The organism is Actinoplanes sichuanensis (assembly GCF_033097365.1).
Lineage (GTDB): Bacteria > Actinomycetota > Actinomycetes > Mycobacteriales > Micromonosporaceae > Actinoplanes > Actinoplanes sichuanensis.
This window is the reverse complement of the sequence record NZ_AP028461.1, coordinates 948,242-973,376: the sequence shown is the minus strand read 5'-3', so window position 1 is coordinate 973,376 and position 25,135 is coordinate 948,242. Positions and strand designations below refer to the sequence as shown.

Below are 25,135 nucleotides of genomic sequence, written 5' to 3'. Positions count from 1 at the left end.
AATCGCGGTGGTACGTCTAGGGAAGACGCCACTGCTGGTTGGCGCCCGAGTGACAGTCCCAGATGTGGATCTGCTGACCGTCGGCCGCACTGTTCTGCGACACGTCCAGGCACTTGCCGGACTGCGGGTTGCGGACGGTGCCGTTCGACTGGGCGACCCAGTTCTGCGCGCCGCTGCCGTTGCAGGTCCAGAGTTGCGCCTTGGTGCCGTTGGCGGTGCCGCCGCCGGCCACGTCCAGACACTTGCCGGACTGCGGGTTGCGCCAGACCTGGCCGTTGACCTGCCACCTCTGGGCGCCGCTGCCGTTACAGGTCCACAGCTGGATCTTGGTGCCGTCGGCCGAGCCGCCGTTGCTGATGTCGAGGCACTTGCCGGCCAGCCCGACCACCGGGCCGCCCGGTGTGACCGGCCCGTTCAGTTCCTTGATCCGGATGTTGCGGAACGACGCGTCGTCACCGTCACCGTGGTTCTGGATGCCGATGTGGCCGGCGAGCGACCGTACCGGATCGGGGTTGGTGAAGTCGTTGATCTTGACGCTGTTGAGGAAGACCTGCAGCCGCTCGCCCTCGACCAGCAGCTCGTAGGTGTTCCACTCCCCCGGCGGGTTCAGCGCGGCATCGCGGGCGGCGATGTCGGCGGCCTTGAACGTGTAGACCGAGCCGGTGGTGCGGTCGGCCGCGTCGGTGGCGTCGATCTGGATCTCGTAGCCGTTGTTCACCGCCGACCACGGGTCGCTCGACGGCGGGAAGCCGAGGAAGACGCCGGTGTTGTCGTCGCCGGCCAGCTTCCAGTCGAGCTTGAGCGAGTAGTTGGTGAACTGCTTGGCCGAGTACCAGTACAGGCCCATCCCACCGGTCGACGTCAGGGTGGCGTCGGTGTTGGTGAAGGCGCCCGGCCCGGCCTGTGACCAGCCGGTCGTCGAGCCGTTGTAGAGCGCGGTGTAGCCGGTCTCCGGGCGGCAGTCGGCGTTCGTGCGCTTGGCCGTGTAGCGGATGCCGCCGAGGAGGTGGGCCCGGAACGCGGTCTCGCTGTACGCCGACGGGGTGTGACCGCCGCCGGTGTAGAACGAGCGGCCCGCGTCGACGGTCTTGCACCAGGCGTGCGGGTGGTCGGCGCCCATCTGGCCGCCCGAATACGAGCTCTCGTCGAGGGTGGCCAGCACGTGGGCGGTGGTGCGGGCGTTGGTGCGGTAGTCGTACCACTCGTCGGTGCGCGGCCAGGACTGCGGCAGGTGCCCGGTGGCCGCGTGCGCCCGGTCCTCCACCTTGACGGTCGCCTGCTGGACCGCCGGGTGGGAGGCGAAGTACGCGCCGACCAGCTGGCCGTAGAAGGGCCAGTCGTACTCGGTGTCGGCGGCCGCGTGCACCCCGGTGTAGCCACCACCGGCCCGGATGTACGACTCGAACGCGGTCTGCTGCGACGCGTCCAGGACGTCGCCGGTGGTGTTGAGGAAGACGACGGTCTCGAAACGGGCCAGTTCGGTGGTGGTGAACGCGGTCGCGTCCTCGGTCGCGGTGACCGTGAAGTTGTTCGCCGCGCCCAGATCGCGGATGGCCTGGACACCGGCGGCGATCGAGTCGTGCCGGAACCCGGCGGTCTTGGAGAACACCAGGACGTCGTAGGCGGGATCGGCGGCGAGGCCGGGGGTGGCCGCGGTGGTGCAGGCCAGGGTGGTCAGCGCGGCTGTCACCACGCCGAGGACGGTTCGGGAGAGTCTGCGCACGGGGATCTCCTCAGAAGGGGACGGGGTGTCCGGAAATCACGGCAGGGTCCAGAGTTGGTTGGCGGCGGCCAGGCAGTCCCAGATGTGGATCTGCTGACCGTCGGCGGAGTTGTTCTGCGACACGTCCAGGCACCGGCCGGACGCCGGGTTGCGCAGCGTTCGGTCGGCCTGAGCGGTCCAGTTCTGGGCGGCGGTGCCGTTGCAGGTCCACAGCTGGGCCTTGGTGCCGTTGGCGGTGTTGCCGCCGGCCACGTCCAGGCACTTGCCGGACTGCGGGTTGCGCAACACCTGGCCGTTGACCGACCACGCCTGCGCGCCGGAGCCGTTGCAGGTGTAGAGCTGGATCTTGGTGCCGTCGGCGGTGCCGCCACCGCTGATGTCCAGGCACTTGCCGGCCAGACCGACGACCGGCCCGGTCCGGGCGGTGGTGAGGGTGAACGCGTCCAGGTCGAAGAGCGCGCCGGTGCCGCCGCTGAACGTCAGGTACAGCGTGGTGCTGCCCGTGGGCGGGTTGGCGATGGCTCCGGTGACGTCGGTGAAGACGTTCCAACCGCCGGTCACCGGCACGGTCGCCGAGCCGAGCACGGTCCCGGTGGCCGATCCGGCCCGGACTTGCAGCGTGCCCCCGGCGCCGGCCGACGAGACCCGGGCGGTGAACCTGGTGACGTTGCCCAGCCGGTACGGCTCGAAGGCGATCCAGTCGCCGCTGTGGATGTCACCGACGGTCTTGCCGCCCTCGGCCTCCGGCTTGCTGAACGCGGCGATCCCGGCCGAGGTCTTGTAGTGCTCGGCCTGCCGGTGGGCGGGCTGCAGGGTGTGCTGGGTGTGCGTGGTGAGGCCGCCCGCGTCGGTGTACTCGGCGTCGAAGACCGCGAAGATGTTGGCCGCGGTGTCGTGCTCGCCGTCGACCGGGATGGTCAGCGAACCGGTACAGCCGGTCTTCGAGGTGATCTGGTGCCCGTGCTGGTCGTGGCCGAGCACGTAGGTCATCTTGACCCGGGTGCAGTCGATCGACGGGTCCTCCGGGTCGGTCACGGTCACCGAGTAGGCGATGGTGTCGCCGAAGTCGAAGACCTGGCCGTTGCCGGGCGTGTCGATCCGGACCGCCGGGGCGGTGTTGCCGACGCCGACCTGGACGCTGTCGCTGCCCGAGGCGCCCTGCGGGTCGGTCACGGTCAGGGTCACGTTGTACGTGCCGTTGTCGGTGAACGTGTGCGACGGGTCGGCCGCCGTGGACGTGCCGCCGTCACCGAAGTTCCACGCGTAGGTGAGCGCCGAGCCCTCCGGGTCGGTCGAGCCGGCCGACGAGAACCGGACCGTCAGCGGGGCCTGGCCGGACGTCTTGTCGCTGGTGGCGTTCGCGGTCGGAGCCTTGTTGCCGCCGCCGACGTAGTCGTAGCGGTACAGGGCCGAGTTGGCGTCGCCGCTGAAGTAGCCGGTGCCGTAGTCGAGGACGTAGAGCGAGCCGTCCGGGCCGAACGCGGTGTCCATCACCTGTTTGCCGTTCCAGGTGAAGGTCGAGATCTCACCGACCGAACCGTCGGCGCCGACGTGGATCGGCTTGATCCAGCCCCGGCCGAACTCGGCGGCGAAGAAGTGACCGTCCAGAGTCTGCGGGAACTTCGTGGCCGACGGGTTCGCGGCGTCGTAGCGGTAGACCGGGCCGGCCATCGGGGATTCCGAACCACCGCCGAACTCGGCCGGGGTGCCGGCGTCCCCGCCGTACCGAATCCATGCGGGTTTGACCGCCGGGAGGGTCGCGAGCCCGGTGTTGCGGACGGAGTTGTTGGCCGGACCGGCCGCGCAGTCGTATCGGGCGCCGAGGGCGCCGGTGGCGAAGTCGTATTCGGCGTAGGTCTCGGCCGTGGTGTTGGTGCCCGTGCAGTACGGCCAGCCGTAGTTGCCGGGTGCGGTGACCCGGTTGAACTCGACCTGCCCGCTCGGCCCGCGACTGGAGGACGATCCGGCGTCCGGCCCGTAGTCGCCCACGTAGACCACGCCGGTCGCCTTGTCGACGGACATCCGGAACGGGTTGCGGAAGCCCATCGCGTAGATCTCCGGCCGGGTCCGCGCGGTGCTCGGGGCGAACATGTTGCCGGCCGGCGAGGTGTACGTACCGTCCGCGTTGACCTTGATGCGCAGGATCTTGCCGCGCAGATCGTTGGTGTTGCCGGCGGTCCGTTGGGCGTCGAAGGCCGGGTTACGGCCGGTCCGCTCGTCCAGGGGCGCGTAGCCGTCGGACTGGAACGGGTTGCTGTCGTCGCCGGTGGACAGGTAGAGGTTGCCGGCCGCGTCGAAGTCGATGTCGCCGCCGACGTGGCAGCAGATGCCCCGGCTGGCCGGGACGTCCAGGACGGTCCGCTCGGCGCTGAGTTTCCAGTCGGCGGTCAGGGTGAACCGGGAGAGCCGGTTGACGCCGTTCCAGGCCGAGAAGTCGGTGCCGGTGTCCGGGGCGTCACCGGCCGGGGTGCTCAGCGGCGGCGCGTAGTAGAGGTAGATGAACCGGTTGGTGGCGAAGCCGGGGTCGACTCCGACACCCTGCAGGCCCTCCTCGTCGTGGGTGTAGACGGCGAGGGTGCCGACGACCGCGGTGTTGCCGGCCGCGTCGGTGCGGCGCAGGGTGCCGTTGCGGGAGGTGTGCAGAACGGACCGGTCCGGCAGCACGGCGAGGCTCATCGGCTCGCCCACCTCGGGTTCGCCCTTGGCCAGGGTGACCTGCTGGAAGTCGGCCGGGTCGATCGGGTGGGCCGCGGCCGGCGCCTCGGCGAACGCCAGCAACAACACCACGGCTGGCCATATTCGGCGCGACAAAATGGGCATAGCTCCGCCATCCTCTCGAAACCTGGATTTCGTCGCCGCGCCGCCGGCACTCTGAAACATTAAAGAAACCATCGACTTTTGTCACTACGAGCGGAACTTTTCAACGCTGACGGTGAACTGTCTCGTATGCCAGGGCGGTCAGCGCCGCCTCCGCCTCGGCCGGGATCCCGGCCCCGGCCAGCGCCGACATCGCCGCGCCGACCCGCAGCTCGATCAGCCGCTCCACACCGTCTCGAGCGCCGGTCTCCACGATGATCCGGCGCAACTCGTCGGCGCCGTCCTCGTCCAGCCCCGGGCTGCCGAGCAGCTTCCGGATCCGGGCCGCCTGATGAAAGTCGGCGGCCTCCCGGGCCAGCGCGATCATCACCGTGCGCTTGCCCTCCCGCAGGTCGTCCACTATCGACTTGCCGGTCACCGCCGGATCGCCGAAGACCCCCAGCACGTCGTCACGCAGCTGGAACGCGTCGCCGAGCGGGTCACCGAACGCGGCGTACGTCTCCAGCAGCTTGTCGTCCGCCCCGGCCAGCGCCGCACCGATCTGCAGCGGGCGGGTCACCGTGTAGCGGGCCGCCTTCAGCCGGATCACGGTCAGCGCGCTGGCCGCCGAACCGTCGCCGACGCCGGACACCAGATCCAGATACTGACCGGCGATCACCTCGGTGCGCATCGCGCCGAACACCGCGTACCCCCGGCTGATCTGCTCGTCGCTGAGCCCGCAGCCGTGGAACATCTGATCAGCCCAGGCCGCGCACAGGTCACCGCAGAGCAGCGCGGTGTTGCGGCCGTAGCGGGCCGCGTCACCCCGCCACGCCGACCTGGTGTGCAGCTCGGCGAAGAGGGCGTGCACCGACGGCTCACCCCGGCGCCGTTCGCTGCCGTCCATGATGTCGTCGTGGATCAGCGCGAACGCGTGAAAGATCTCCAGCGCGGCGGCGGCGGTGACGATCCCGGGGCCGTCCTCGCCACCGGCGCTGCGCCAGCCCCAGTAGCAGAACTTCGGGCGCAGCCGCTTGCCGCCGGCCAGCACGAACCGCTGGATCGTACTGATCAGACCGCGCGGGGCGCCCTCGGGCCACTGCGGGCCCTGGTCGGTGAGGAAGTCGGCGAGCCGGGCGTCGAATCGGGCCCGCAGCGTCACGGTCCCTCCCCTACCGGCCGGCCAGGCGCAGCAGCAGGCTCTTCACCTCGGTCGCGGCGATCCGATCGGTGACCGCCGCCGGATCCGAGCACAGCAGCACCGGGGAGTCCTCGGCCCGGTCCGGTAGCCGGCCGTGCGAACCGCGTACCGCCCGCGCGCCGGCGTCCAGCCCGACCACCCGCATCAGGTAGCGCATGCCGAGCTTCTTGCGGGCCAGGGCCACCGCGGCCCGCCGTTTCGCGCCGCCCGGGTCGGCCGGATCGAAGAACAGCTCGGCCGGGTCGTAGCCGGGCTTGCGGTGAATGTCGACGAGCCGGGCGAAGTCCGGGGCCCGGTCGTCGTCCAGCCAGTAGTAGTAGGTGAACCACGCGTCCGGGTCGGCGACCAGCACCAGCTCACCGGACCGCTCGTGGCCCAGGCCGTCGTGGATCTCGGCCACCCCGGGCAGGTCGCCGAGCAGCGCCGCCACCTTCGGCACGTCGGCCGGGTCACGCACGTACACGTGGGCGATCTGGTGGTCGGCGACGGCGAACGCCCGGGACGTCCACGGGTCCAGATACTCCATGCCGGCCTGGGTGTAGACCCGGAGCAGGCCGTTCTCCCGGAGCAGCCGGTTCACGTCGACCGGCTGCCGGACCGGCGTGATGCCGTACTCGGACAGCGCCACGATCGTCGCGCCGCGCGCCCTCGCCGCGTCCAGCAGCGGGCCGAGCACCCCGTCGAGCTCGGCCGCCGCGGCCGCCGCACGCGGGTCGTCCGGGCCGTAACGCTGCAGGTCGTAGTCGAGATGCGGGACGTAGACCAGGGTCAGGTCGGGATCGTGGGCGGCCATCACCCGTTGCGCCGCCCGGCAGATCCAGCGCGACGACTCCAGCCCGGCGCCCGGACCCCAGTAGGTGAAGAGCGGGAACGTGCCGAGCGCCGCCGTCAGGTCGTCGTGCAGCTCCGGCGGGTCGGTGTAGCAGTCCGGGTCCTTGCGTCCGTCGGCGTGATAGATCGGGCGGGGCGTGACCGTCCAGTCGACGTCCGCGCCCATGGCGTACCACCAGCAGATGTTGGCGACCGTGTAACCGGGATCGCTGCGCCGGGCCGCCTGCCAGATCTTCTCCCCGCCGACCAGGGCGTTGTGCTGCCGCCAGAGGAACACCTCGCCCAGATCGCGGAAGTACCAGCCGTTGCCGACGATGCCGTGCCCGGCCGGCGTCTCCCCGGTCAGCAGGGTGGCCTGCACGCTGCAGGTGACCGCCGGCAGCACCGGGTCGAGCCGGGCCGGCGCGCCGATCGACCGGAGGTTCGGCATGTGTTCGAGCAGGCGCGGAGTAAGCCCGACCACGTCGAGGACCACGAGTTTCGTCATGCGTGAGCTCCGGTCAGCTGGTCGCGGGTCCAGGCCAGTTCACCGGCGATGCCGTCGGCCAGTCCCGCGGGCGAGGTGGGGCGCTGCCCGGCCGGCAACACGTCCCAGGTGTAGGTCTCCACGTCGAAGTGGTCGCAGTCGACGACCGCGAGCGCCTCCCGCAGCAGCGGTGTGGTGGCGGTCAGCGGTGGCGCCGGTGGTGCGTGCAGCGGAACGTGGAAGTGGATGCGCCACGGGCCGGGCGGGTTCTCGGCCAGCGCCAGATCCAGGTCGTCGCAGGCGTGCCCGGCGGCGCTCCGGGTCTGGTGCAGGAACCGGGGTTCGGCGTACTGCTCCAGCACCGGCCGGGCGGCGACCGGATCGGCCACTTCCAGGGCGGCCGACACCTGCACCTTCACCACCGGGATCCCGGCCGTGGCCAGCCTGGTCACCGCGTCGGCGGGGTCCTCCCAGGCGCAGGCCAGGTGGGCCAGGTCCAGGCAGACGCCGAGCCGGTCGGTGTCGGTCCCGGCGAGCATGTCGACGGCCTGCGTGGTGGTCTCGGCCACACAGCCCGGCTCGGGTTCGAACGCGACCCGCACCACCCGGCCGGTCTGCCAGGCGATCTCGGCTAGACCTTCGGCGAGCCGGTCCAGCCGGTGCCGGGCCGCGTCGCGCTGCGCCTGCGGCCACGGCTCGCGCCAGGCCAGCGGCAGCGTCGACACCGACCCGCGTTCGGCGTCGTCGGGCAGCAGGTCGACCAGGACCCGGGCCAGGTCGAGGGTGTAGTCGAGGCGGGCCGTGGTGGTCCAGTCCGGCCGGTAGACGGCGTGTTTGACCACCGGCGCCTGGAACGCCTCGTAGGGGAAACCGTTGAGGGTCACCACCTCCAGGCCGCGCGCGTCGAGTTCGCGGCGCAGCAGCCGCCGGGCCTCGCCGTCGTCGGCCAGGGCGGCGGCCACCGGAGCGGCCAGCCACAGTCCCAGGCCGAGCACGTCGGCGTCGAGACGTTCCCGCACCGGTACGGCGTACGTGTCCAACTGCCCGATGATCCCGGGCAGGTCCTCGGCCGGATGCACATTGGTGCAGTAGCTCAGATGCACCGGCCGGCCGTCCGGTCGGCGCAGCCGCATCAGCTGCCCCCGCGCAGGATCGAGCTGCCCTCGAAGAGCGGCCCGGTATCGGCGACGTCATTGAGGTCGAGCCGCCCGGACTGCCGGTAGAACTCCACCGGATTGCGCCACAGCACCCGGTCCACATCGTCGTCGCTGAACCCGGCGGCGAGCATCGCCTCCCCGGTCCGCACGGTCAGCAACGGATCCGACCTGCCCCAGTCGGCGGCCGAGTTGACCAGCACCCGGTCCAGGCCGTGCTCGCGCAGGATCTCCACCATCCGCGGGGGCGACATCTTGGTGTCCGGGTAGATGGAGAACCCCATCCAACAGCCGGAGTCGTGCACGGCGGCGACGGTCACCTCGTTGAGATGGTCGACCACCACCCGGCCCGGGTCGATGCCGCTCTCCCGGACCACGTCCAGGGTTCGTTTCACGCCGTGCGCCTTGTCCCGGTGCGGGGTGTGCACCAGGGCCGGCAGCTCGTACTCCACGGCCATCGCCAGCTGCCGGGTGAACGCCTCGTCCTCCTCGGGGGTCATCGAGTCGTACCCGATCTCCCCGACCGCGACCACCGAATCCTTGTCCAGATAGCGCGGCACCAGGTCGAGCACCGGACGGCAACGGGGGTCGTTCGCCTCCTTCGGGTTGAGGGCGATGGTGGCGTGGTGACGGATGCCGAACTGGGCGGCCCGGAACGGCTCCCACCCGACCAGCGAGTCGAAGTAGTCGGCGAACGAGCCCGGATTCGTCCGGGGCTGGCCCAGCCAGAACGCGGGTTCGACGACGGCCAGGACACCGGCCGCGGCCATCCGCTGGTAGTCGTCGGTGGTGCGTGAGGTCATGTGGATATGCGGGTCGAGGATGCGCACGGGACCTCCAGGCGATCAGGGGATGGGGTCGAGCAGGCGATACGCGTCCGCCGGCAGCCGCCGCCCGGCCGCTTCGCGCTCCGCGCGCAGAGCGGCCACCATCGCGGTCAGCTCCCGGTCGGCCCGCTGGTCCAGATCGGACACGACGTCCAGGGGTACGGCCAGAAAGACGCACTTGAGCACGGCATGCCGCCACGCGTGCTGATCGAGGTGTCGGGCATAGGGGCCGAGGGCGGCCGCGACGAGCCGAGTGTCGTTGGTGCGGATCGCGTCGTGCAGCAGCGGGACGGCCTCGGCGCCGATCGGCAGATCCGGCAGCGCGGTGAGCACGGCCAGCTTCTCGTTGTTGTCGCCGTGCCGGTACAGGTCGTCGACCCAGTGCGGCAGCACGTCCGGCGGCAGGGCCAGCAGCAGCCGGATCCGTGCGCCGGTCGCGTCGTCGCTGTGCCGGCCGGCCGCGGCGAACGCCCGCACGATCCTCGGTGGGTCGGCGCTGACTCGCGCGACGGCGTCGGTGAGCCACGCGTTCTGTTCCATGACGCCTCCTTCAGTGCTTCTGGGCGGCTCTCAGGAAGTCCAGGGACCGCGCCGCCACCGTGGGGGCGGCGTGTGAGTGGCGGGGCAGCTCGACCGCGACCAGGCCGGTGTATCCGGCGGCGGACAGGGCGGCCAGCACCGGCGGGAAGTCGATCTCCCCGGTGCCGAACTCGAGGTGCTCGTGGGTACCCCGCCGCATGTCGTCGATCTGTACGTTGACCAGGTGCTCGGCGACCGCGGTGACACAGTCCGGGACCGGGTCGGGTTCCAGGCAGCGGCAGTGTCCGATGTCGAGGGTGATGCCGAATCCGGGGGGTGCGCCGAGGGCGGTGTGCAGCCTCCGCCAGGCGGCGATGTCGTCGACGAGCATGCCGGGTTCCGGTTCGAAGCCGAGCGTCACACCCTTCTGCTCGGCTCTTTTGAGAGTCTGCGCGCAGCCGTCGACGAGCCGGTCCCAGGCGGTGGTGTCGTCGACGTCGGCGGGCTGAATGCCGGCCCAGAACGACACCGCCTCGGCGCCCAGGTCGGCGCCGATGTCGACAGCCCGTCGCAGGAAGTCGAGCCGCAGCTCACGGCCTTCCTCCAGCAGGGTCGGCGAGTGTTTGCGCCACGGGTCGAGCAGGTAGCGGGCGCCGGTTTCGATCACCACGCCGAGGTTCAGCCGTTCCAGGCGGGCGGCGACCGCGGCGACCCGGCGGGGCAGTTCGTCCGCGAACGGGTCGAGATGATCGGTGTCGAGCGTGAGCGCCACCCCGTCGTAACCGAGGTCGGCGATCACCGCGAGCGCGTCGTCGAGCCGGTGGTTGGCGAACCCGTTCGTCCCGTACCCGAACCGCAGCCCTTGATCGCCAGGTCCCGAATCCCCGCGCTGAGACCTGCCTCGGTCGGGCTCTCCCACGGGGATCACGTCGGGCTCACCACCTTCGCCAGGTGTTTCGCGGCAACCGCGGCACCGGCGACGGCGACGCCGGCGACCGGCGAACCAGCCCGGGCGGTCAATGCCCCTTGCAGGGCGGGGAACGCGGTGATTCCGGCGGCCACCGCGTTCTGCAGCGCGGCCGCGTCCGGGCGGGCCAGCGCACGCTGCTGGGCGGCGCCGAACCGGGCCGCGTACCAGGCCGAGAGCAGCCCGGCGGCCGGTGCCTGCCGCGAGGCGGCCAGGCCGGCCACGACCGCGGTGCCGGCGAGGGTCACCGACGGCAGCGCGGCGTCGGCGCCGGTCGTCTCCCGACGGGACAGGACCGTGATGAGATACGTGTGAGCCGCCACCGTGAGAGCCGCGGGCAGTGCCGCCCGATGCCGCCCGTGGCCGACACCGAGCAGCACGTCGAGGCCACGGCAGGCCGCCATCACGGCCGGTCCCGCCACGGTGTTCTTCGCGACCAGGTCATAGGTCCAGACCGCCCCGGCCAGTGGCGCCGCGACCGCGAGGGCACGTCGCCCTCCGGCGGCCGCGGCCAGGGCGAGGCCCGCACCGGTCAGTCCGGCGGCGATGCCGAACGCGGTGCGGGGGCTGACCCTGCCGGACGGGATCGGCCGCCCCGGGCGTTCGACCGCGTCGATGTGCCGGTCGGCCCAGTCGTTGGCGGCCATCCCGGCCCAGTAGAGACAGACCGAGGCCCCGGCCAGTCCCAGCGTCCGCGGCCGCAGCGTGCCCGCGGCGGCCGCCCCGGCGACGACGTCACCCGGCACGGACAGCGCGGCGGGCGCACGAACCAGCCGGGCGATGTCCCGCCACCCGGTCATGCCGCGGCTTCCGGGTCGCTGCGCGGGGTGAGGGTCGCGGCGAATTCGGTCAGCAGCCGCCACTGGTCGGCCAGGCCGTGCGGGACGTCGCCGAGTGGGTCCTTGAAGAAGAACGCCAACTCGGTGAGCGGCCCGGACCGTCCGGCGGCGTGGGCGGCCGCGGTCAGCCGGGCCAGGTCCAGCACCAGCGGGGCGGCCAGCGCCGAGTCACAGCCGTGCCAGGTGAACTCCAGGCGCATCCGGGTGCCGAGGAACCCGGCGAACGTGACCAGGTCCCAGGCGGTCTTGAAGTTGCCGATGTCCTCGACGTACTCGATCCGGACCGTGCCCTGCGGCTGCTGCCCGAGCGTCTCCTGCAGCACCCGCTGTTTGCTGGCGCTCTTGGCACTGTTCGCGGCCGGATCGGCCAGGTTGGCCCCGTCGCCGCCGCCGAGCAGGTTGAACCCGGACCAGGTGCGCACCTCCAGGTGCCGCTGCGCGAACATCGGCGCCAGCACCGACTTGAGCAGCGTCTCCCCGGTCTTGCCGTCCCGTCCGGCGTACGGCAGTCGCTGCCGTTCGGCGAGTTCGGCCAGGGCCGGCAGCCGGGCGCCGGTGGACGGGGTGAAATCGACATAGGGACAGCCGGCCCGCAACGCGGCATACGCGTAGAGGGCGCTCGGTGGCAGCACCTGCCGTTCGCCGGTCATCGCCGTTTCGAGCCGGGCGAGGCTCTCGTACGCCGGATCGTCGTCCGGTACCGGCTCGGTGGAGGCGACGTTGATGACGACGACCCGGTCCAGGCGGTGTCGTTCCCGGAACTCCACCAGGTCGGCGACGATCAGTCCGGCGGTGGCCGCCTGGGTGGCGGCGTGCGGCAGCGGCCGGATGTCGGCGTCCACCGCGGTGAGGTCGGTGTGCACGGCCGCCACCAGCGACGCCGGCACCACTCCGGCGTCGGCGAGGGCCTCGGCCTTCTTGGTCAGCGGCACCGCCGACGGGTCGTGGCCGCCGAAGACGAGGTCGCCGAACCCGGGCAGGTCGGCGCCGCTCAGGTCGGGTAGTTCGGTGACGCAGCCGGTCGGCGCGGCCAGACCGGCGCGCAGGGCGAGAGCTCCGACGATGCTGGTGACCGCGACACTTCCGCGGCCGCCGACCAGCCAGACACCCAGGGACATGACTCCTCCGATTCGTTGGCGACGATTCGTGGCGACGATTCGTTGGCGGCTCGTGCGGCGGACAGGCGGAGCCGGTGCGGCGTTCCGGCTCCGCCTGCCGGTCATCGGCCACCCGGCCCGGGTACGGGAATCCCGTCCGTACCGTCGCCGGGTGGTGGTTTTCTCTCCGCCGCCCGTCCGGTCACGGGGCGCACCGTGGCCGGACCCTCGCGGGCGACGGGGAGGTTCAAGCGGCGATGGTCAGGCGGCCACCTCCGCGAGGATCGGCTCCACATCGGTCCAACCGGAGCCGTGGTCGGCGGAGCGGATGACCGCGTCCAGCACCAGTTGCACCTGCAGCGCGTCGGCGAACGACGGAGTGGGCGAGCCGCCTGTCGCAATCGCTTCGACGAGGTCACGGGCCTGGTGGGTGAACGCGTGCTCGTAGCCGATGCCGTGGCCGGGCGGCCACCACGCCGACAGGTACGGGTGATCGGGTTCGGTCACCAGGATGCGGGTGAAGCCCTGTTCGCCGGACGGCTCGGTGGCGTCGTAGAACTCCAGCTCGTTCATCCGCTCGAAGTCGAACGCCACCGATCCGCGCGAGCCGTTGATCTCCACGCGCAGCCCGTTCTTACGGCCGGTGGCGAACCTGGTCGCCTCGTAGGTGGCGATGGCTCCGCCGTCCAGCCGGGCCAGGAACAGCGCGGCGTCGTCGACTGTGACGGGGCCGGTGGCCGTACCGCTGCCGCCGTTCTCCTCGGTGGAGGCGCTGAGGCCGCTGGAGGCCTGCGGCAGCGGCCGTTCCTTGACGAACGTCTCGGTCAGCGCGGTCACCCCGGTGATGCGCTGACCGGAGACGAACTGGGTGAGATCGATGATGTGCGCCCCGATGTCACCGAGGGCACCGGAACCCGCCTTGTCCTTCTGCAACCGCCAGACCAGCGGGAACTGTGGATCGGTGATCCAGTCCTGGAGGTAGACGGCGCGGATGTGCCGGATCTCGCCGATCCGCCCGTCGGCGACCATCCGCCGCATCAGGGTGACCGCGGGAACCCGGCGGTAGTTGAATCCGCACATCGACCGGACGCCGTTCGCCTCGGCACGGGCGGCCGCGGCGGCCATCTCCCGCGCCTCGGCGATGGTGTTCGCCAGTGGCTTCTCACAGAGCACGTGTTTACCGGCTGCGAGGGCCGCGATCGCGATCTCGGCGTGGCTGTCACCGGGGGTGCAGACGTCGATCAGATCAATGTCGTCCCTGGTCACCAGTGACCGCCAGTCGGTGGTGTGTTCCTGCCAGCCGAGCCGGGCCGCCGCCGCGGCGACGTTCGCCTCGTCACGGCCGCAGACCGCCGTCATCCGGACGTGCAGCGGCAGGTCGAACACGCGGTTCACGGTGCGCCACGCCTGGGAGTGCGCGGCGCCCATGAACGCGTAGCCGACCATGCCGACCCGCAGGCTTGATTGCGTGGACAAGATGGGTCTCCCCCCGTACGCGGTCAGAACCCGAGCTGGATGTAGCTGCTCGCGTTCTCCTTCGTGATGGTTTCCGAGGCCAGCACGATCTCCTTGGGCACCTGGAGTTCCACCAGGTCGGCCATGCCCTTCTTCTGACCGATCAGCCGGGCCAGGGAGATCGCCGAGGAGGCCATCGACGGGCTGTAGGTGACCGTCGCCTTGAGTACCGTGTTGTCGGCCTGGATCGTCTCGATCGCCTGCTTCGAGCCGGCGCCGCCGACCATGATGAACTCCTTGCGGCCGGCCTGGTTGACCGCGGCCAGCACGCCGACACCCTGGTCGTCGTCGTGGTTCCACACGGCGTCCATCCGCGGCAGCGCCTGCAGCAGCTGGGACGCCTCCTGCTGTCCGGAGTCGACGGTGAACCGGGCGGCCCGCCGGTTGGCTACCTTGAACCCGGCCGCGGCCAGCGTGTCGGAGAAGCCCTTGGACCGGGTCTGGGTCAGCTCCAGCTCGTCCATGCCGGCGATCTCGCCGATGATCGGGCTGGCCACGCCCTTCACCTTCATCTGGGTGATGATGTAGTCGGCGGCGGCCACACCCATGCCGTAGTTGTCGCCCATGATCTGGGTGCGGTAGGCGCGGGCGTCCGGGAACGCGCGGTCCAGGTTGACCACCGGGATGCCGGCGGCCATCGCCTCCAGGCCGAACGAGTTGAGCTCCTTGCCGTCATGCGGCAGCAGCACGATCACCGTCGGCTTCTGGCCGATCAGGGTGGACAGCGCGGCGCGCTGGGCGGCGGCGTCGGCGCCCGCCTCGACCGACTTGAACTCCACGTCGGAGAAGGTCGCGGCCTGGGCCTTGGCGTTGTTGGTGATGGCCGCGATCCAGCCGTGGTCGGCGGCCGGTGCGGAGAACCCGATGGTGACCTTGGTACCGGGCGCCGCGTTGCCGCCCCCGGTGGTGTCGGCGGCCTTGGTCTGTGCCGGGGTCGGGGCGGCCTCGTTGCTGGTGCAGGCGGTGAGGAGTGCCCCCGCACCCACCGCGGCGCCGCCGAAGAGCAGCCGGCGTCGTGACAGGTCGGAATTGATCTTGGACATGACCATCTCCTATGTCTGTTTCGGAAAAGGAGCGATTTCAGGGTGTACGGATCCCGGCGGCCGTTGTTCGTCAACGGTCACCGCGCTTTTTCAGTTGCTTTTAGTTGCGGGCGAAGAATCGTGTGAGGGATTTGAATCGGAACTGCTGGACCAGCACTGCGGCGACGATGATGCCGCCCTTCACCATGTTCTGGGCCTCGGTGGAGAGACCGTTGATGGCGAACAGATTCGTGATCGTCGCGAAGATCAGGACACCCAGGATGGAGCCGACGATCGTGCCCCGTCCGCCGCTGAGCAGAGTGCCACCGATGATCGCGGCGGCGATGGCGTCCAATTCGTACAGGTTGCCCATGGCCGCCTGCGCGGAGGTCGCCTGTGAGGTGAGCATGATCGCCGCGATGCCGCAGCAGAGGCCGGACAGCCCGTACAGCAGCATGGTGTGGCGTTTGACGTTGATGCCGGCCAGCCGGGCGGCCTCCGGGTTGCCGCCGACGGCGACCGTGCGGCGGCCGAAGGTGGTGCGGTTGAGCAGGATCCAGCCGGCCACCGCCACCGCGGCCAGGATGTAGACCAGCCACGGGACACCGAACAGCTTCGAGCTGGCGATGCTGTTGATGAAGGTGTTCGAGGAGATCTGCGTCTGCTTGCCGGAGATCGCCGCGGCCAGGCCACGGGCCGAGACCAGCATCGCCAGGGTAGCGATGAAGGGCACGAGACGGCCGTACGAGATGAGCACCCCGTTGATCAGCCCGACCGCCACACCGACCACGATCGCGGTGAAGATCATGCCGGCCGCGCCGTAGGACTGGGTGGCCAGCGTCGTGCACCACACCCCGGCCAGGGCGACGATCGCGCCCACCGACAGGTCGATGCCCCCGCCGATGATCACGAAGGTCATACCCACCGTGACCACGCCGACCACCGACGCCAACTGCAGGATGGACAGGATGTTGGTCCACACCCAGGTGGAGTTGCCGTACAGCTCCGGCTGGGTGATGGCACCGATCACGATCAGCGCGATCAGCACCCCGACCAGGACCAGATTGCGGGTCACCGACTCACCCGACTCACCGGCCCACGACCGTTTACGACCGCCCGGCAGTTCGGGCTCGGGGCCGGTGTGCGCCGGCGTCTGTAGCCCGGTGCCTTCGCTGAGGGTCACGCTGGCGCTCCTTCCATGAGCGACCCCGCCATGACGAGGTCGAGGACCGTGTCTTCGTCGATTTCGGTGGACGGCGCCTGATGGACGACCCGGCCCTCGCGCATCACCAGCACCCGGTCGGACAGGCCGAGCACCTCGGGCACCTCACTGGAGACCAGCAGCACACCGACACCCTCCGCGGCCAGCCGGCGGATCACCCGGTACAGCTCGGCCCGGGCGCCGACGTCGACACCGCGGGTCGGCTCGTCGAGCAGCAGCAGCCGGGTGTCGCCGAGCAGCCAACGGCCGACGACCACCTTCTGCTGGTTACCGCCGGACAGGGTGCCGACCGGACGACGCACGTCGAGCGGGCGCAGATCCAGAGAACCGGCGATCCGGTCGGACTCGGCACGCTCCCGGCGGGCGTTGGTGAAACCGAGCCGGGCCAGGCCGGTGAAGGTGGCCAGGGTCATGTTGCGGTAGATCGGCTCACCGAGCAGCAGCGCCTGGCTCTTGCGCTCCTCCGGGGCCATCCCCATCCCGGCCCGGACCGCGGCGCCGACACTGCCGGCCCGCAGCGGCTTCCCGGACAGCTCGACGGTTCCGGTGTCCGGACGGCGGGCGCCGTAGATGGTCTCCAGCAACTCGGAACGACCCGAGCCGACCAGGCCGGCGATGCCGACGATCTCCCCCGCGCCGACGCTGAGCGAGACGTCCCGGAACTCACCGGCACGGCTCAGATCCCGTACGGTCAGCAGCTCCTCGTGCCGGACCGGCTCCGGGCGGGGCGGGAAGACGTACTCGATGGTCCGTCCGGTCATCCGGCTGACCAGCTCGCTCGTCGGTGTCTCGGCGGCCGACAGGTTCGCGGCCGTGGTGCGGCCGTCCTTGAGGACGGTGACCCGGTCGCCGATCTCGCGGATCTCCTCCAGCCGGTGCGAGATGTAGATGACGGCGATGCCCTGAGCGGTCAGCCGCCGGATGATCCGGAACAGGTTCTCCACCTCGTCGTGGGCGAGCACCGCGCTGGGCTCGTCCATGATCAGCAGCCGGGCCTCCTGGGACAGCGCCCGGGCCATGCTGACCACCTGCTTCCCGGCGGCCTGCAGGGCGTGCACCATTCGGCGAGCCGGGATCTCCTCATGACCGAGCGACCCGAGGATCTTGCGGGTACGGTCGGCCATCGCGCCCCGGCGCACGAAACCCAGCCGGCGCGGCTCGTGGCCGAGGAACACGTTCTCCGCCACCGACAGGTCGTCGACCAGGTCGAGTTCCTGGTAGATGGTGGCGATGCCGGCCTTCATCGCAGCCTGCGGGTTGCTGAACGTCACCGGCTCACCGAGCCATTCGACGGTGCCCGCGTCCGGACGGTGCACGCCGGAGAGCACCTTGATCAGGGTGGACTTGCCGGCGCCGTTCTGACCGAGCAGGCAGTGCACCTCACCGGCCCGGACCTCGAGTTGCACGCCGTCCAGCGCCTTCACACCCGGGAACGTCTTGACCAGGTCGGTGAGCCGCAGAACCACCTCGTGAGCATTGTCGTCGGTCATGTCGCCTCCCCCTTGCCCTTCGGCGGTCACTTCTCTCTTCGCCCTTCGGCGGTCGCTTTCTTCCTTCGCCTCTCGGCGGTCACTTGCTTTCCTCGGCCCTCGGCGGTCACTTGTTTTCCTCGGCCCTCGGCGGTCATGACGCCTGTTCGAAGGCCACGTCGCTGGCCAGCACCGCGGCCCCGGTCACTCCGGCGCGGGATCCCAGCTCGGACAGGACGATCGGCAGATTGCCGGTGGCCAGCGGCAGCGACCGGCGGTAGACGGCACTGCGGATCTCGGCGAGCAGGATGTGGCCCAGCTGGGCCAGCCCGCCACCGATCACGATCATCGACGGATTGACGAAGCTGACCAGCGACGCCAGCACCGAACCGATCCGGTGGCCGCCCTCGCGGATCAGCTTGATGCAGGCCACGTCGCCTTCGGTGGCGCCCTCGGCGACGTCACGAGCGCTGAGCGAGCCGCTGGCGGCGAGCCGGTCGGCGAGCGCCTGGGACGCCCCGGAGCGGGCCGCGACCAGCGCCTCCCGAGCCAGCGCGGTGCCGCTGAACAGGGCCTCCAGACATCCGACGTTGCCGCAGGAGCACATCGGACCGTTCGGGTCGACCTGGATGTGGCCGATGTCGCCGGCGCACCCGTCCGTACCGCGATAGACCTCGTCGTTGAGATAGATGCCGCAGCCGATGCCGGTGCCGACCTTGACGAACAGGAAGTCCTGAACGCTGTGCGCGACCCCGCCGTGTTGCTCACCGACGGCCATGATGTTCACGTCGTTGTCGACGACCGCGGGGCATCCGTGCTCGCGGGTGAGCAGTTCCCGGACGCCGAACCGGTCCCAGCCCGGCATGATCGGCGGAGACACCGGCACCCCGTCCCGGAAGCTGACCGGCCCCGGGACGCCGATGCCGATCGCGTCGAGCCGCTCGTAGGCGCCGTCCACCCGGGCCTTGGCGAGCAGCTCGTTGACCCGGTGCAGGGTGGCCTTCGGCCCGGACCGGATGTCGGCCTCCTCGGTGTAGGCGGCGACCGGTTCGAGCCGCCCGTTGGTGACCTCGACGTCGATCGAGCTGGCTCCGAGGTCGACCGCGGCGAACCGCAGCCGGGGGTGCAACTCGACGAGAGTGGACCGGCGGCCGCCCCGCGACGCGGCCATTCCGGCCTCGACCACGTAGCCCTGAGCGACCAGACGCTCGACCTCGGCGAGCAGTCGGGGCCGGGGAAGTTGCAGGCGATCGGCCAGCTCAGCACGCGAGATGGCGCCCTCGTTGCGCAGCAACCGCAGCAGCTGCAGGTAGGGGGGATCGATCGTCATACGCACGGTTGACCTCATATCCGCACGCCGCGGCGTGCCCGAGCCTGTCGGCTGTGACATCCAGGTTTCGGAGTGTTACATGCGCCACAGTAGAAGCCTTTGCTCTCACTGTCCACAGCTTCTTCATGATCTATAACGAACTTTCGACAGATCCTGCAAAAGCCTCCCGCCGACCGTGGCTCGGCCCGGTTTTTCCGGCCTCCGCGACAGTCGGCCACCGCCCGGCCGATGCCGGGGGGCGGGATCATCGGCGGTTAGGGTCACGGGCATGCCGGACTCCACCGCCCTCCCGTTCGACGCCGTGCTCTTCGACTGCGACGGGGTGCTCGTCGACTCGGAAGCCATCACCAACGCCGTCCTCCGGACGATGCTGCACGAACTCGGCTGGCCGATCTCCGAGGAGGACTGCTTCCGGCTCTTCGTCGGTCGGGCACTGCGCGACGAGGCGCCGGTCATCGAGGCGCACACCGGCTTCCCGGTCACCGACGAATGGCTCGGCGAATTCCGCAAACGCCGCAACGAGGCGCTAGCGCTGGATCTGCTGCCGATCCCGGGCGCGGTCGCCGCCGCCCGCGAGATCGACCGGCTCTACGCGGGCCGGTTGGCCTGTGCCAGTGGCGCCGACCGGCACAAGGTCGAGTTGCAGCTGACCAAAGTCGGTCTGGACACGGTCTTCGCCGACCGGATCTTCAGCGGCATGGAGACCCCGCGCAGCAAGCCGGCCCCCGACGTCTACCTGGCCGCCGCGACCGCCCTCGGCGTCGACCCGACCCGCACGGCGGTCATCGAGGACACCCCCACCGGCGTACGGGCCGGAGTCGCCGCAGGTGCAACGGTCTTCGGTTACTGCCCGCCGAACAGCCCGTCCCACAACACACCACGAACCCTGCTGGCCGCCGGCGCTACCCACATCTTCACCGACATGTCAGAACTATCGGCACTGGTGGGATCTCCACCCCCGGCGGGCGTCCCGAGCTAGCCGGCTTTTCGATCGGGCCGCGGCGGTCAGGAGGGTGACGTGTCGTGGGACTGTTCGATCAGGGCCTCCACGTGTTCGGCGGGCAGCGGGCGGGCCAGCAGGTCGCCCTGCCCGAGTCGGCACCCGGTGGCGTACACCGTCTCCAGATCGTCGTCGGTGGTCAGGCCGTCGGCGATGACGTCGAGGCCGAGGCGGCGGCCCAGGGTCACGGCGACGTCCATGATCGCGCCGACCTCGGACGAGGAGCCGGCCGATCGGCTGAACACCGCGCGGTCCACTTTGAGCACGTCGACCGGGAGGACACGCAGCCGGCTCAGTGAGGTCGGCCCGGCGCCGAAATGGCCCACCGCCGTACGCACGTCGCTCATCCGCAGCCGCCGCAGCTGTTCGGCGAGCCGCTCCCCGGACTCCGGCCCCTGGTGCAGGTCGTCCTCGCCGACCTCGACGACGAGCGCCGACCGTGGCAGCCGGTAGGCCGACAGCGCCTCGTCGAGCCCCGCGTGGAACACCTCGTCGCCGAGCTCACCGGGCCGGACGCCGATCGAGAACCACAGCGGGTGGTACCGCTGTCGCCAGGCCGCGACCTGCCGGCACGTCCGTTGCAACGCCCATCGCCGCAGGTAGCCGAGCACCCCGAGGTCCTCGGCGAGGGTCAGCAACTCGTCGGCGGGCAGTCGCCCGAGCGTCGGATGGCGCCAGCTGAGCACCGCGTCGACACCGACCGGGTGCCGACCGGCGAGCTCGAACACCGGCTGGAACAGCAGCTCCACCTCGTTGCGGTCGATGGCGGTCGGCAGGTCCTGTTCGAGCGTGGACCGGCGGACCAGCCGTTCCTCGATGACCTCGTCGTACCACTCGACACCGCCCGGCGGCTGGGACCGGGCCACCCGCAGGCCGAGGTCGGCGCGGCGCAGCACCTCGTCGACGTCGGTTTCCGGGCACAGGTCGCTGAGCCCGGCCCACACCTGCAGGTGCGCGCTGGCCCCGTCCAGTTCGTAGGGCGCGGTCAGCGCGGTGACCAGCTGGTTGGCGAGCAGGTGGGCGCGGACCGCGCCGTTGCGGGTCACCACGGCGAGGCGGGCGTCGCCGACGCGGGCCGGGACGTCGGTGTCGCCGATACGGGTACGGACCCGACGCGCCGCCTCGACGAGGACGGTCTCCGACCGCTCCGGCCCGTGCACGTCGGTGATCGCGGTCAGACCGCTGAGTTCGAGCAGGATCAGCGCGCCACCGTCGACCGCCCCCGGGCCGGCACGACGCAGCCCGCGGGTGTTGGCGAGCCCGGTCAGCGGATCCTGGTGCGACACCTGCTGCAGGGCCTGTTCGAGTTCGCGCTGGTCGGTGACGTCGCGGATGTGCAGGACGAGGCTGCGGCCGGGCATCGCCGGGTCGGCGCCGCCCACCGTCCATTCGGTGTCCCGCCATCGGCCGAACCCGTCCCGGAACCGGGCCGTGACCGAACGCGCGTCGGCCAGGTCGAACCGGTCGGAGTTGAGGCACTCGACCAGGAACGCGCCGACCGTACCGGCCTGCTCCTGATGCACGTGCGCGGTGATCGGCCGGCCGAGGACGTCCTGGTCGGACAGGCCGAAGAGGCGGGCCGCGGCCGGCGACTGCCAGCAGACGGCCAGACCGGTGTCGACCACCACGGCCACGTCGGAGGAGCCGAACATCAGGCTACGCAGCCGGTTGCCGTGGTGGGTGAGCAGCTCGGCGTGGCGGCGCAGCGCGATCGCCGAGACGAACTCCCGGGTCGCGACCGCGAGCAGCGCGATCACCGCGAGGGCGATCGAGGTCGCGTCGAGGCTGCCGCCGTGCAGCAGTTTGGCCACCACCGCCACCGACGATCCCAGCACCGGCAGCGCGAACAGCGGGAATCCGGCGGCCGGTTCGCCACCGGCGGGGACCGGGGGCCCGGCCTCCGGGTCGACCCGGACACCACCCCACCACAGCACCCAGGCGGCGACGTTGACGGCGGCACCGGCCGCGACCGCGGCGAGCGCCGAGTTGGGGTTGGCCGGGTTGTCGGCGGCGATCACCTGCGCGGTGCCGCAGACCAGGGCGAGAGCGGCACCCGGTCCGGCCCAGCGCAGCGACGCCCGGTGCCGGGTCGCGTGCACGCCGGCGACCGCCGCGGTGGCGGTGGCGATGGCGCCGAGGAAGGCCGCGATCGCCGACGGGCCGCGCAGGTAGCCGTCACTGAAGATCAGCACCCAGGTGGGCAGGATCAGACAGGCCGAGACGCCGACGATGTCGAGGCTCACCCGCAGCCGGCCGAGCGGGTCGCGGTGCTGGTGGGGGCGCAGCAGGCCGGGCATCATCACCAACACGACCACGACCAGGCTGATCAGGTAGAGCCGCGCGGACAGGGTGACCCCGTCGGCGGTGGCCTCCGGCTCGACCAGGCCGATGACCGCGCAGGCCGCGCCGGTGGCGCCGGTGAGCAGCAGCCCGACGCCGAGCACCTGGGCGCGGAACCGCGGCCCGGCGGCCGTCCCGTGGTGGGCCGCCCACAGCATCGCCACGGCCGGGATCAGGACGCCCCCGGTCAGCAGCCCGCCCGCGACGGGCAGCGGGAGCAGCAGCACGACGGTGAGAGCCCAGACCGATCCACCGACGACGTACGTGGATGGACGCACCGACCGCAGCGCATTCATGCGGCACATCCTACGGAGCCCGACTCGATCTACTAACAGGCCGTGAGCGATCGATGACTGGATCCGGGCGAGGTAATCCTTCAGTGGCCGGTCCGGCGGCCGATGGTGGGGCCTCATGCTCTGCGCGATGAGGAGACGGATGAGCGGCGAAGCTGCGACACGGCGTGTCGGTGCCGGCGCCCTGGTGGGTGTCTCCACTGTGCTGGCCGGATTCGCCGTGACGGTGTTCACCCTGAACGCGGCGGGTTTGCGTACCCCCTTGCCGTTGCTCTGGTCGTCCATGCCGTTGGCCTCGATCGTCGCGGTGATCTCGCTGGTCGGCGTCGCCCGCGGCCCCGGTCTGCCGCCGGCCACCAGGCGCTTCTGGCGACACCTGACCGTCAGCACCGGTTTCGTGGTCGCCGGTTCGCTGGCGCACGCCTACGACGGACTGCGTGGCCTGCCGGCCATGACCCTGTCGGCCGTCGCCGCGCTCGGCTACACCGGTTCGGTGGTGATGAACCTGTGGGCGATGGGCCGGTTGCCGCTGCGGTTCAGCAGTCGCGGCGACGTGCTGCGGGCCGCTCTCGACGGGCTCACCGTGCTGCTGGCGGCCGGCGCGTTCTCCTGGCACTTCGTGACCCGGCCGGTGATGGACGGCGCCGGGTTCGCCGCCACCGCGGTGCTGGCCGCCTCCCTGACCATGTCCCTCAACCTGCTCAGCCTCTTCGCGGTGGGCAAGGTGGCGCTGGCCGGTCGCGGTCATCTGGCACCCGGCGTGCTGCCGATGCTGACACTCGCGCTGATCGCCGGCACGATGATCGCCGCCGGTCAGCGGTTCGTCGACGAGCCGGGGCTGAGTTCGGCCCAGGTGGCCATTCCGGTGGTCATGCTGTGCACCGTGCTGGCCGCCCGCAACCAGGCCCGCGCGGCCGCCGGACGCCGGCGTGCACGAGCCGGTCGACGGTTGCCGTCGTGGCTGCCGTACCTGGCCATCGCGGCTGTCGACGCACTGCTGCTCACCCTGATCGCAATCGGACACGACGACGCCCTGCCGATCGGTGCGGTCGCGGTCGTGCTGACCGGTCTGGTGGTGGCCCGCCAGCAGACCGTGTTCCGGGAGAACGCGAGCCTGGTCGCCCGCCTGGACCACGGCGCCACCCACGACACGCTGACCGGCCTGCCGAACCGTGCGCTGTTCACCGAACGCCTCGACGCGGCGCTCGCCGCCGACGATCGGGACACGCCGGTGAGTGTCGCGCTGATCGACCTGGACGACTTCAAGACCGTCAACGACACGCTCGGTCACGGCGTCGGTGACGCGCTGCTGGTCGCGGTGGCCGACCGTCTCAACGGCGCGGTCCGGGCCGGTGACACGGTGGCCCGGCTCGGCGGTGACGAGTTCGTGGTGGTGCTGGAGGACATCGACGAGGACGCGGCCGAGGCGGCCGGTCACCGGATCATCGCGGCTCTGGCCGAGCCGGTGGTCGCCGAGGGTCACGAGCTGTTGGTACGGGCGAGCATCGGCCTGTCCAACGGGCACAGTGGACAGGACGCGGCGGACCTGCTGCGGCGCGCCGACATCGCGATGTACGCGGCCAAGCACGACGGTGGTGGCAACGTGCGCTGCTACAGCGACGTGATGGCCGTGTCGATCGCGGACACCGCGGCCCTGGGCGCCCGGTTGCGTCACGCGATCAGCGACGGCCAGCTGTTCCTGCAGTATCAGCCGATCGTCGCGCTCGACACCGGCCGACTGCGCGGGGTGGAGGCGCTGGTCCGCTGGGCCCACCCGGAGCGGGGCATCGTGCCTCCGGTCGAATTCATCCCGGTCGCGGAACGTACCGGCCTGATCGTGCCGCTCGGTGACTGGGTGTTGCGGGAGGCCTGCGCGCAGCTGGCCGCGTGGCGCTCGGAACACGGCGACCGCGCGCCCCGGATGCTGAACGTCAACGTGAGTGCCCGCCAGCTACGCGAGGCGGGTTTCGTGGAGCGGGTCGCCGCGATCCTGAACGAGACGGGCGTACCCGCGCACCGCCTGACCTTGGAGATCACCGAGAGCACGGCGGTGGCGCTGGGCGAGGCGGTGACCCGCCTGGACGACCTGCGACGGATGGGCATCCGGATCGCGCTGGACGACTTCGGCACCGGAGCGTCGACGCTGACCCTGCTCCACGAACTGCCGGTCGACCAGCTGAAACTGGACCGCTCGTTCACGCAGGGCACCGACACGAGCCGCCGCGACACCATGCCGGCCGCGGTGATCGCCCTGGCCGACGCGGTCGGCCTGGACCTGGTCGCCGAGGGCGTCGAGACCGGCGATCAGGCGGCCCGCCTGGCCGAACTGGGCTACCAGCACGCGCAGGGTTACCACTTCGCCCGCCCGCTGCCGGCCGACGCCATCCAGGCCCTGATGGCCGACCATCCGCCGGCCCTGGCCGCGGCGGACCGTTAAGGACACCGGGCAGACAGTTAAGAAACCGGGTCGGACTGTCGATTTTCGGGCTGGGACCGGATCGGTCCGACCGTCACTACTTCGGGG

The 25,135-nt window shown here is 71.0% G+C and carries 18 protein-coding genes; 2 read left to right on the top strand and 16 right to left on the bottom strand.

From position 1 onward, the window contains the following. Nucleotides 1-16 precede the first annotated feature (16 nt). The 15 genes from Q0Z83_RS04230 to Q0Z83_RS04160 form a co-directional block, all read right to left on the bottom strand. The gene (locus tag Q0Z83_RS04230) at nt 17-1,693 is read right to left on the bottom strand and encodes a ThuA domain-containing protein (protein ID WP_449701862.1); all 1,677 of its coding nucleotides are present in this window, start codon (nt 1,691-1,693) and stop codon (nt 17-19) included. Nucleotides 1,694-1,759: 66 nt separating this feature from the next. Beyond that, nucleotides 1,760-4,543: a PQQ-dependent sugar dehydrogenase gene (locus Q0Z83_RS04225; RefSeq protein WP_378078937.1), complete on the bottom strand. Its 2,784-nt coding sequence runs from the start codon at nt 4,541-4,543 to the stop codon at nt 1,760-1,762. A gap of 100 nt (nt 4,544-4,643) precedes the next feature. Continuing rightward, nucleotides 4,644-5,681: a polyprenyl synthetase family protein gene (locus Q0Z83_RS04220; protein ID WP_317792449.1), complete on the bottom strand. Its 1,038-nt coding sequence runs from the start codon at nt 5,679-5,681 to the stop codon at nt 4,644-4,646. A gap of 10 nt (nt 5,682-5,691) precedes the next feature. After that, nucleotides 5,692-7,038 carry a nucleotide pyrophosphatase/phosphodiesterase family protein gene (locus tag Q0Z83_RS04215; RefSeq protein WP_317792448.1) on the bottom strand — a complete coding sequence of 449 codons (1,347 nt, stop codon included), beginning with the start codon at nt 7,036-7,038 and terminating at the stop codon, nt 5,692-5,694. Continuing rightward, on the bottom strand, nt 7,035-8,150 hold the full coding sequence (gene eboE / locus Q0Z83_RS04210; protein ID WP_317792447.1) for a metabolite traffic protein EboE: 1,116 nt from the start codon (nt 8,148-8,150) through the stop codon (nt 7,035-7,037). Before eboE ends, Q0Z83_RS04215 begins: the two co-directional genes overlap by 4 nt. Next, the gene (locus Q0Z83_RS04205; RefSeq protein ID WP_317792446.1) at nt 8,150-9,001 is read right to left on the bottom strand and encodes a TatD family hydrolase; all 852 of its coding nucleotides are present in this window, start codon (nt 8,999-9,001) and stop codon (nt 8,150-8,152) included. The genes eboE and Q0Z83_RS04205 overlap by 1 nt, the downstream gene beginning before the upstream one ends. Nucleotides 9,002-9,016: 15 nt before the next feature. Continuing rightward, a complete protein-coding gene (locus Q0Z83_RS04200; RefSeq protein ID WP_317792445.1) occupies nt 9,017-9,538 on the bottom strand; it encodes an EboA domain-containing protein in 522 nt (173 codons plus the stop codon). A gap of 10 nt (nt 9,539-9,548) precedes the next feature. Then, a complete protein-coding gene (locus Q0Z83_RS04195; RefSeq protein WP_317792444.1) occupies nt 9,549-10,436 on the bottom strand; it encodes a sugar phosphate isomerase/epimerase family protein in 888 nt (295 codons plus the stop codon). 5 nt (nt 10,437-10,441) lie between these two features. Further along, nucleotides 10,442-11,284 (bottom strand): SCO3242 family prenyltransferase, encoded by an 843-nt coding sequence (locus Q0Z83_RS04190; RefSeq protein ID WP_317792443.1) that lies wholly within the window; start codon nt 11,282-11,284, stop codon nt 10,442-10,444. After that, nucleotides 11,281-12,441 carry an inositol-3-phosphate synthase gene (locus tag Q0Z83_RS04185; RefSeq protein ID WP_317792442.1) on the bottom strand — a complete coding sequence of 387 codons (1,161 nt, stop codon included), beginning with the start codon at nt 12,439-12,441 and terminating at the stop codon, nt 11,281-11,283. The genes Q0Z83_RS04190 and Q0Z83_RS04185 overlap by 4 nt, the downstream gene beginning before the upstream one ends. A gap of 240 nt (nt 12,442-12,681) precedes the next feature. Next, nucleotides 12,682-13,866 (bottom strand): Gfo/Idh/MocA family protein, encoded by a 1,185-nt coding sequence (locus Q0Z83_RS04180; RefSeq protein WP_378079002.1) that lies wholly within the window; start codon nt 13,864-13,866, stop codon nt 12,682-12,684. Between the two features lie 53 nt (nt 13,867-13,919). Then, nucleotides 13,920-14,978 (bottom strand): substrate-binding domain-containing protein, encoded by a 1,059-nt coding sequence (locus tag Q0Z83_RS04175; RefSeq protein ID WP_317792441.1) that lies wholly within the window; start codon nt 14,976-14,978, stop codon nt 13,920-13,922. A gap of 100 nt (nt 14,979-15,078) precedes the next feature. Next, nucleotides 15,079-16,080: an ABC transporter permease gene (locus tag Q0Z83_RS04170; RefSeq protein ID WP_317797026.1), complete on the bottom strand. Its 1,002-nt coding sequence runs from the start codon at nt 16,078-16,080 to the stop codon at nt 15,079-15,081. Nucleotides 16,081-16,136: 56 nt separating this feature from the next. Beyond that, on the bottom strand, nt 16,137-17,669 hold the full coding sequence (locus Q0Z83_RS04165; RefSeq protein ID WP_317792440.1) for a sugar ABC transporter ATP-binding protein: 1,533 nt from the start codon (nt 17,667-17,669) through the stop codon (nt 16,137-16,139). Between the two features lie 133 nt (nt 17,670-17,802). Continuing rightward, nucleotides 17,803-18,978: an ROK family transcriptional regulator gene (locus tag Q0Z83_RS04160; protein ID WP_317792439.1), complete on the bottom strand. Its 1,176-nt coding sequence runs from the start codon at nt 18,976-18,978 to the stop codon at nt 17,803-17,805. A gap of 268 nt (nt 18,979-19,246) precedes the next feature. Between Q0Z83_RS04160 and Q0Z83_RS04155 the strand changes: the two genes are divergently transcribed. Continuing rightward, nucleotides 19,247-19,957: an HAD family hydrolase gene (locus Q0Z83_RS04155; RefSeq protein ID WP_317792438.1), complete on the top strand. Its 711-nt coding sequence runs from the start codon at nt 19,247-19,249 to the stop codon at nt 19,955-19,957. A gap of 26 nt (nt 19,958-19,983) precedes the next feature. Here the strand turns inward: Q0Z83_RS04155 and Q0Z83_RS04150 are convergent, their stop codons facing one another. Beyond that, nucleotides 19,984-22,614, bottom strand: coding sequence for an EAL domain-containing protein (locus Q0Z83_RS04150; protein WP_317792437.1), 2,631 nt, complete (start codon nt 22,612-22,614; stop codon nt 19,984-19,986). Between the two features lie 139 nt (nt 22,615-22,753). Here Q0Z83_RS04150 and Q0Z83_RS04145 point away from each other — a divergent pair, with 139 nt between their 5' ends. Next, nucleotides 22,754-25,048: a putative bifunctional diguanylate cyclase/phosphodiesterase gene (locus Q0Z83_RS04145; protein WP_317792436.1), complete on the top strand. Its 2,295-nt coding sequence runs from the start codon at nt 22,754-22,756 to the stop codon at nt 25,046-25,048. The last annotated feature ends 87 nt before the right edge of the window (nt 25,049-25,135 follow it).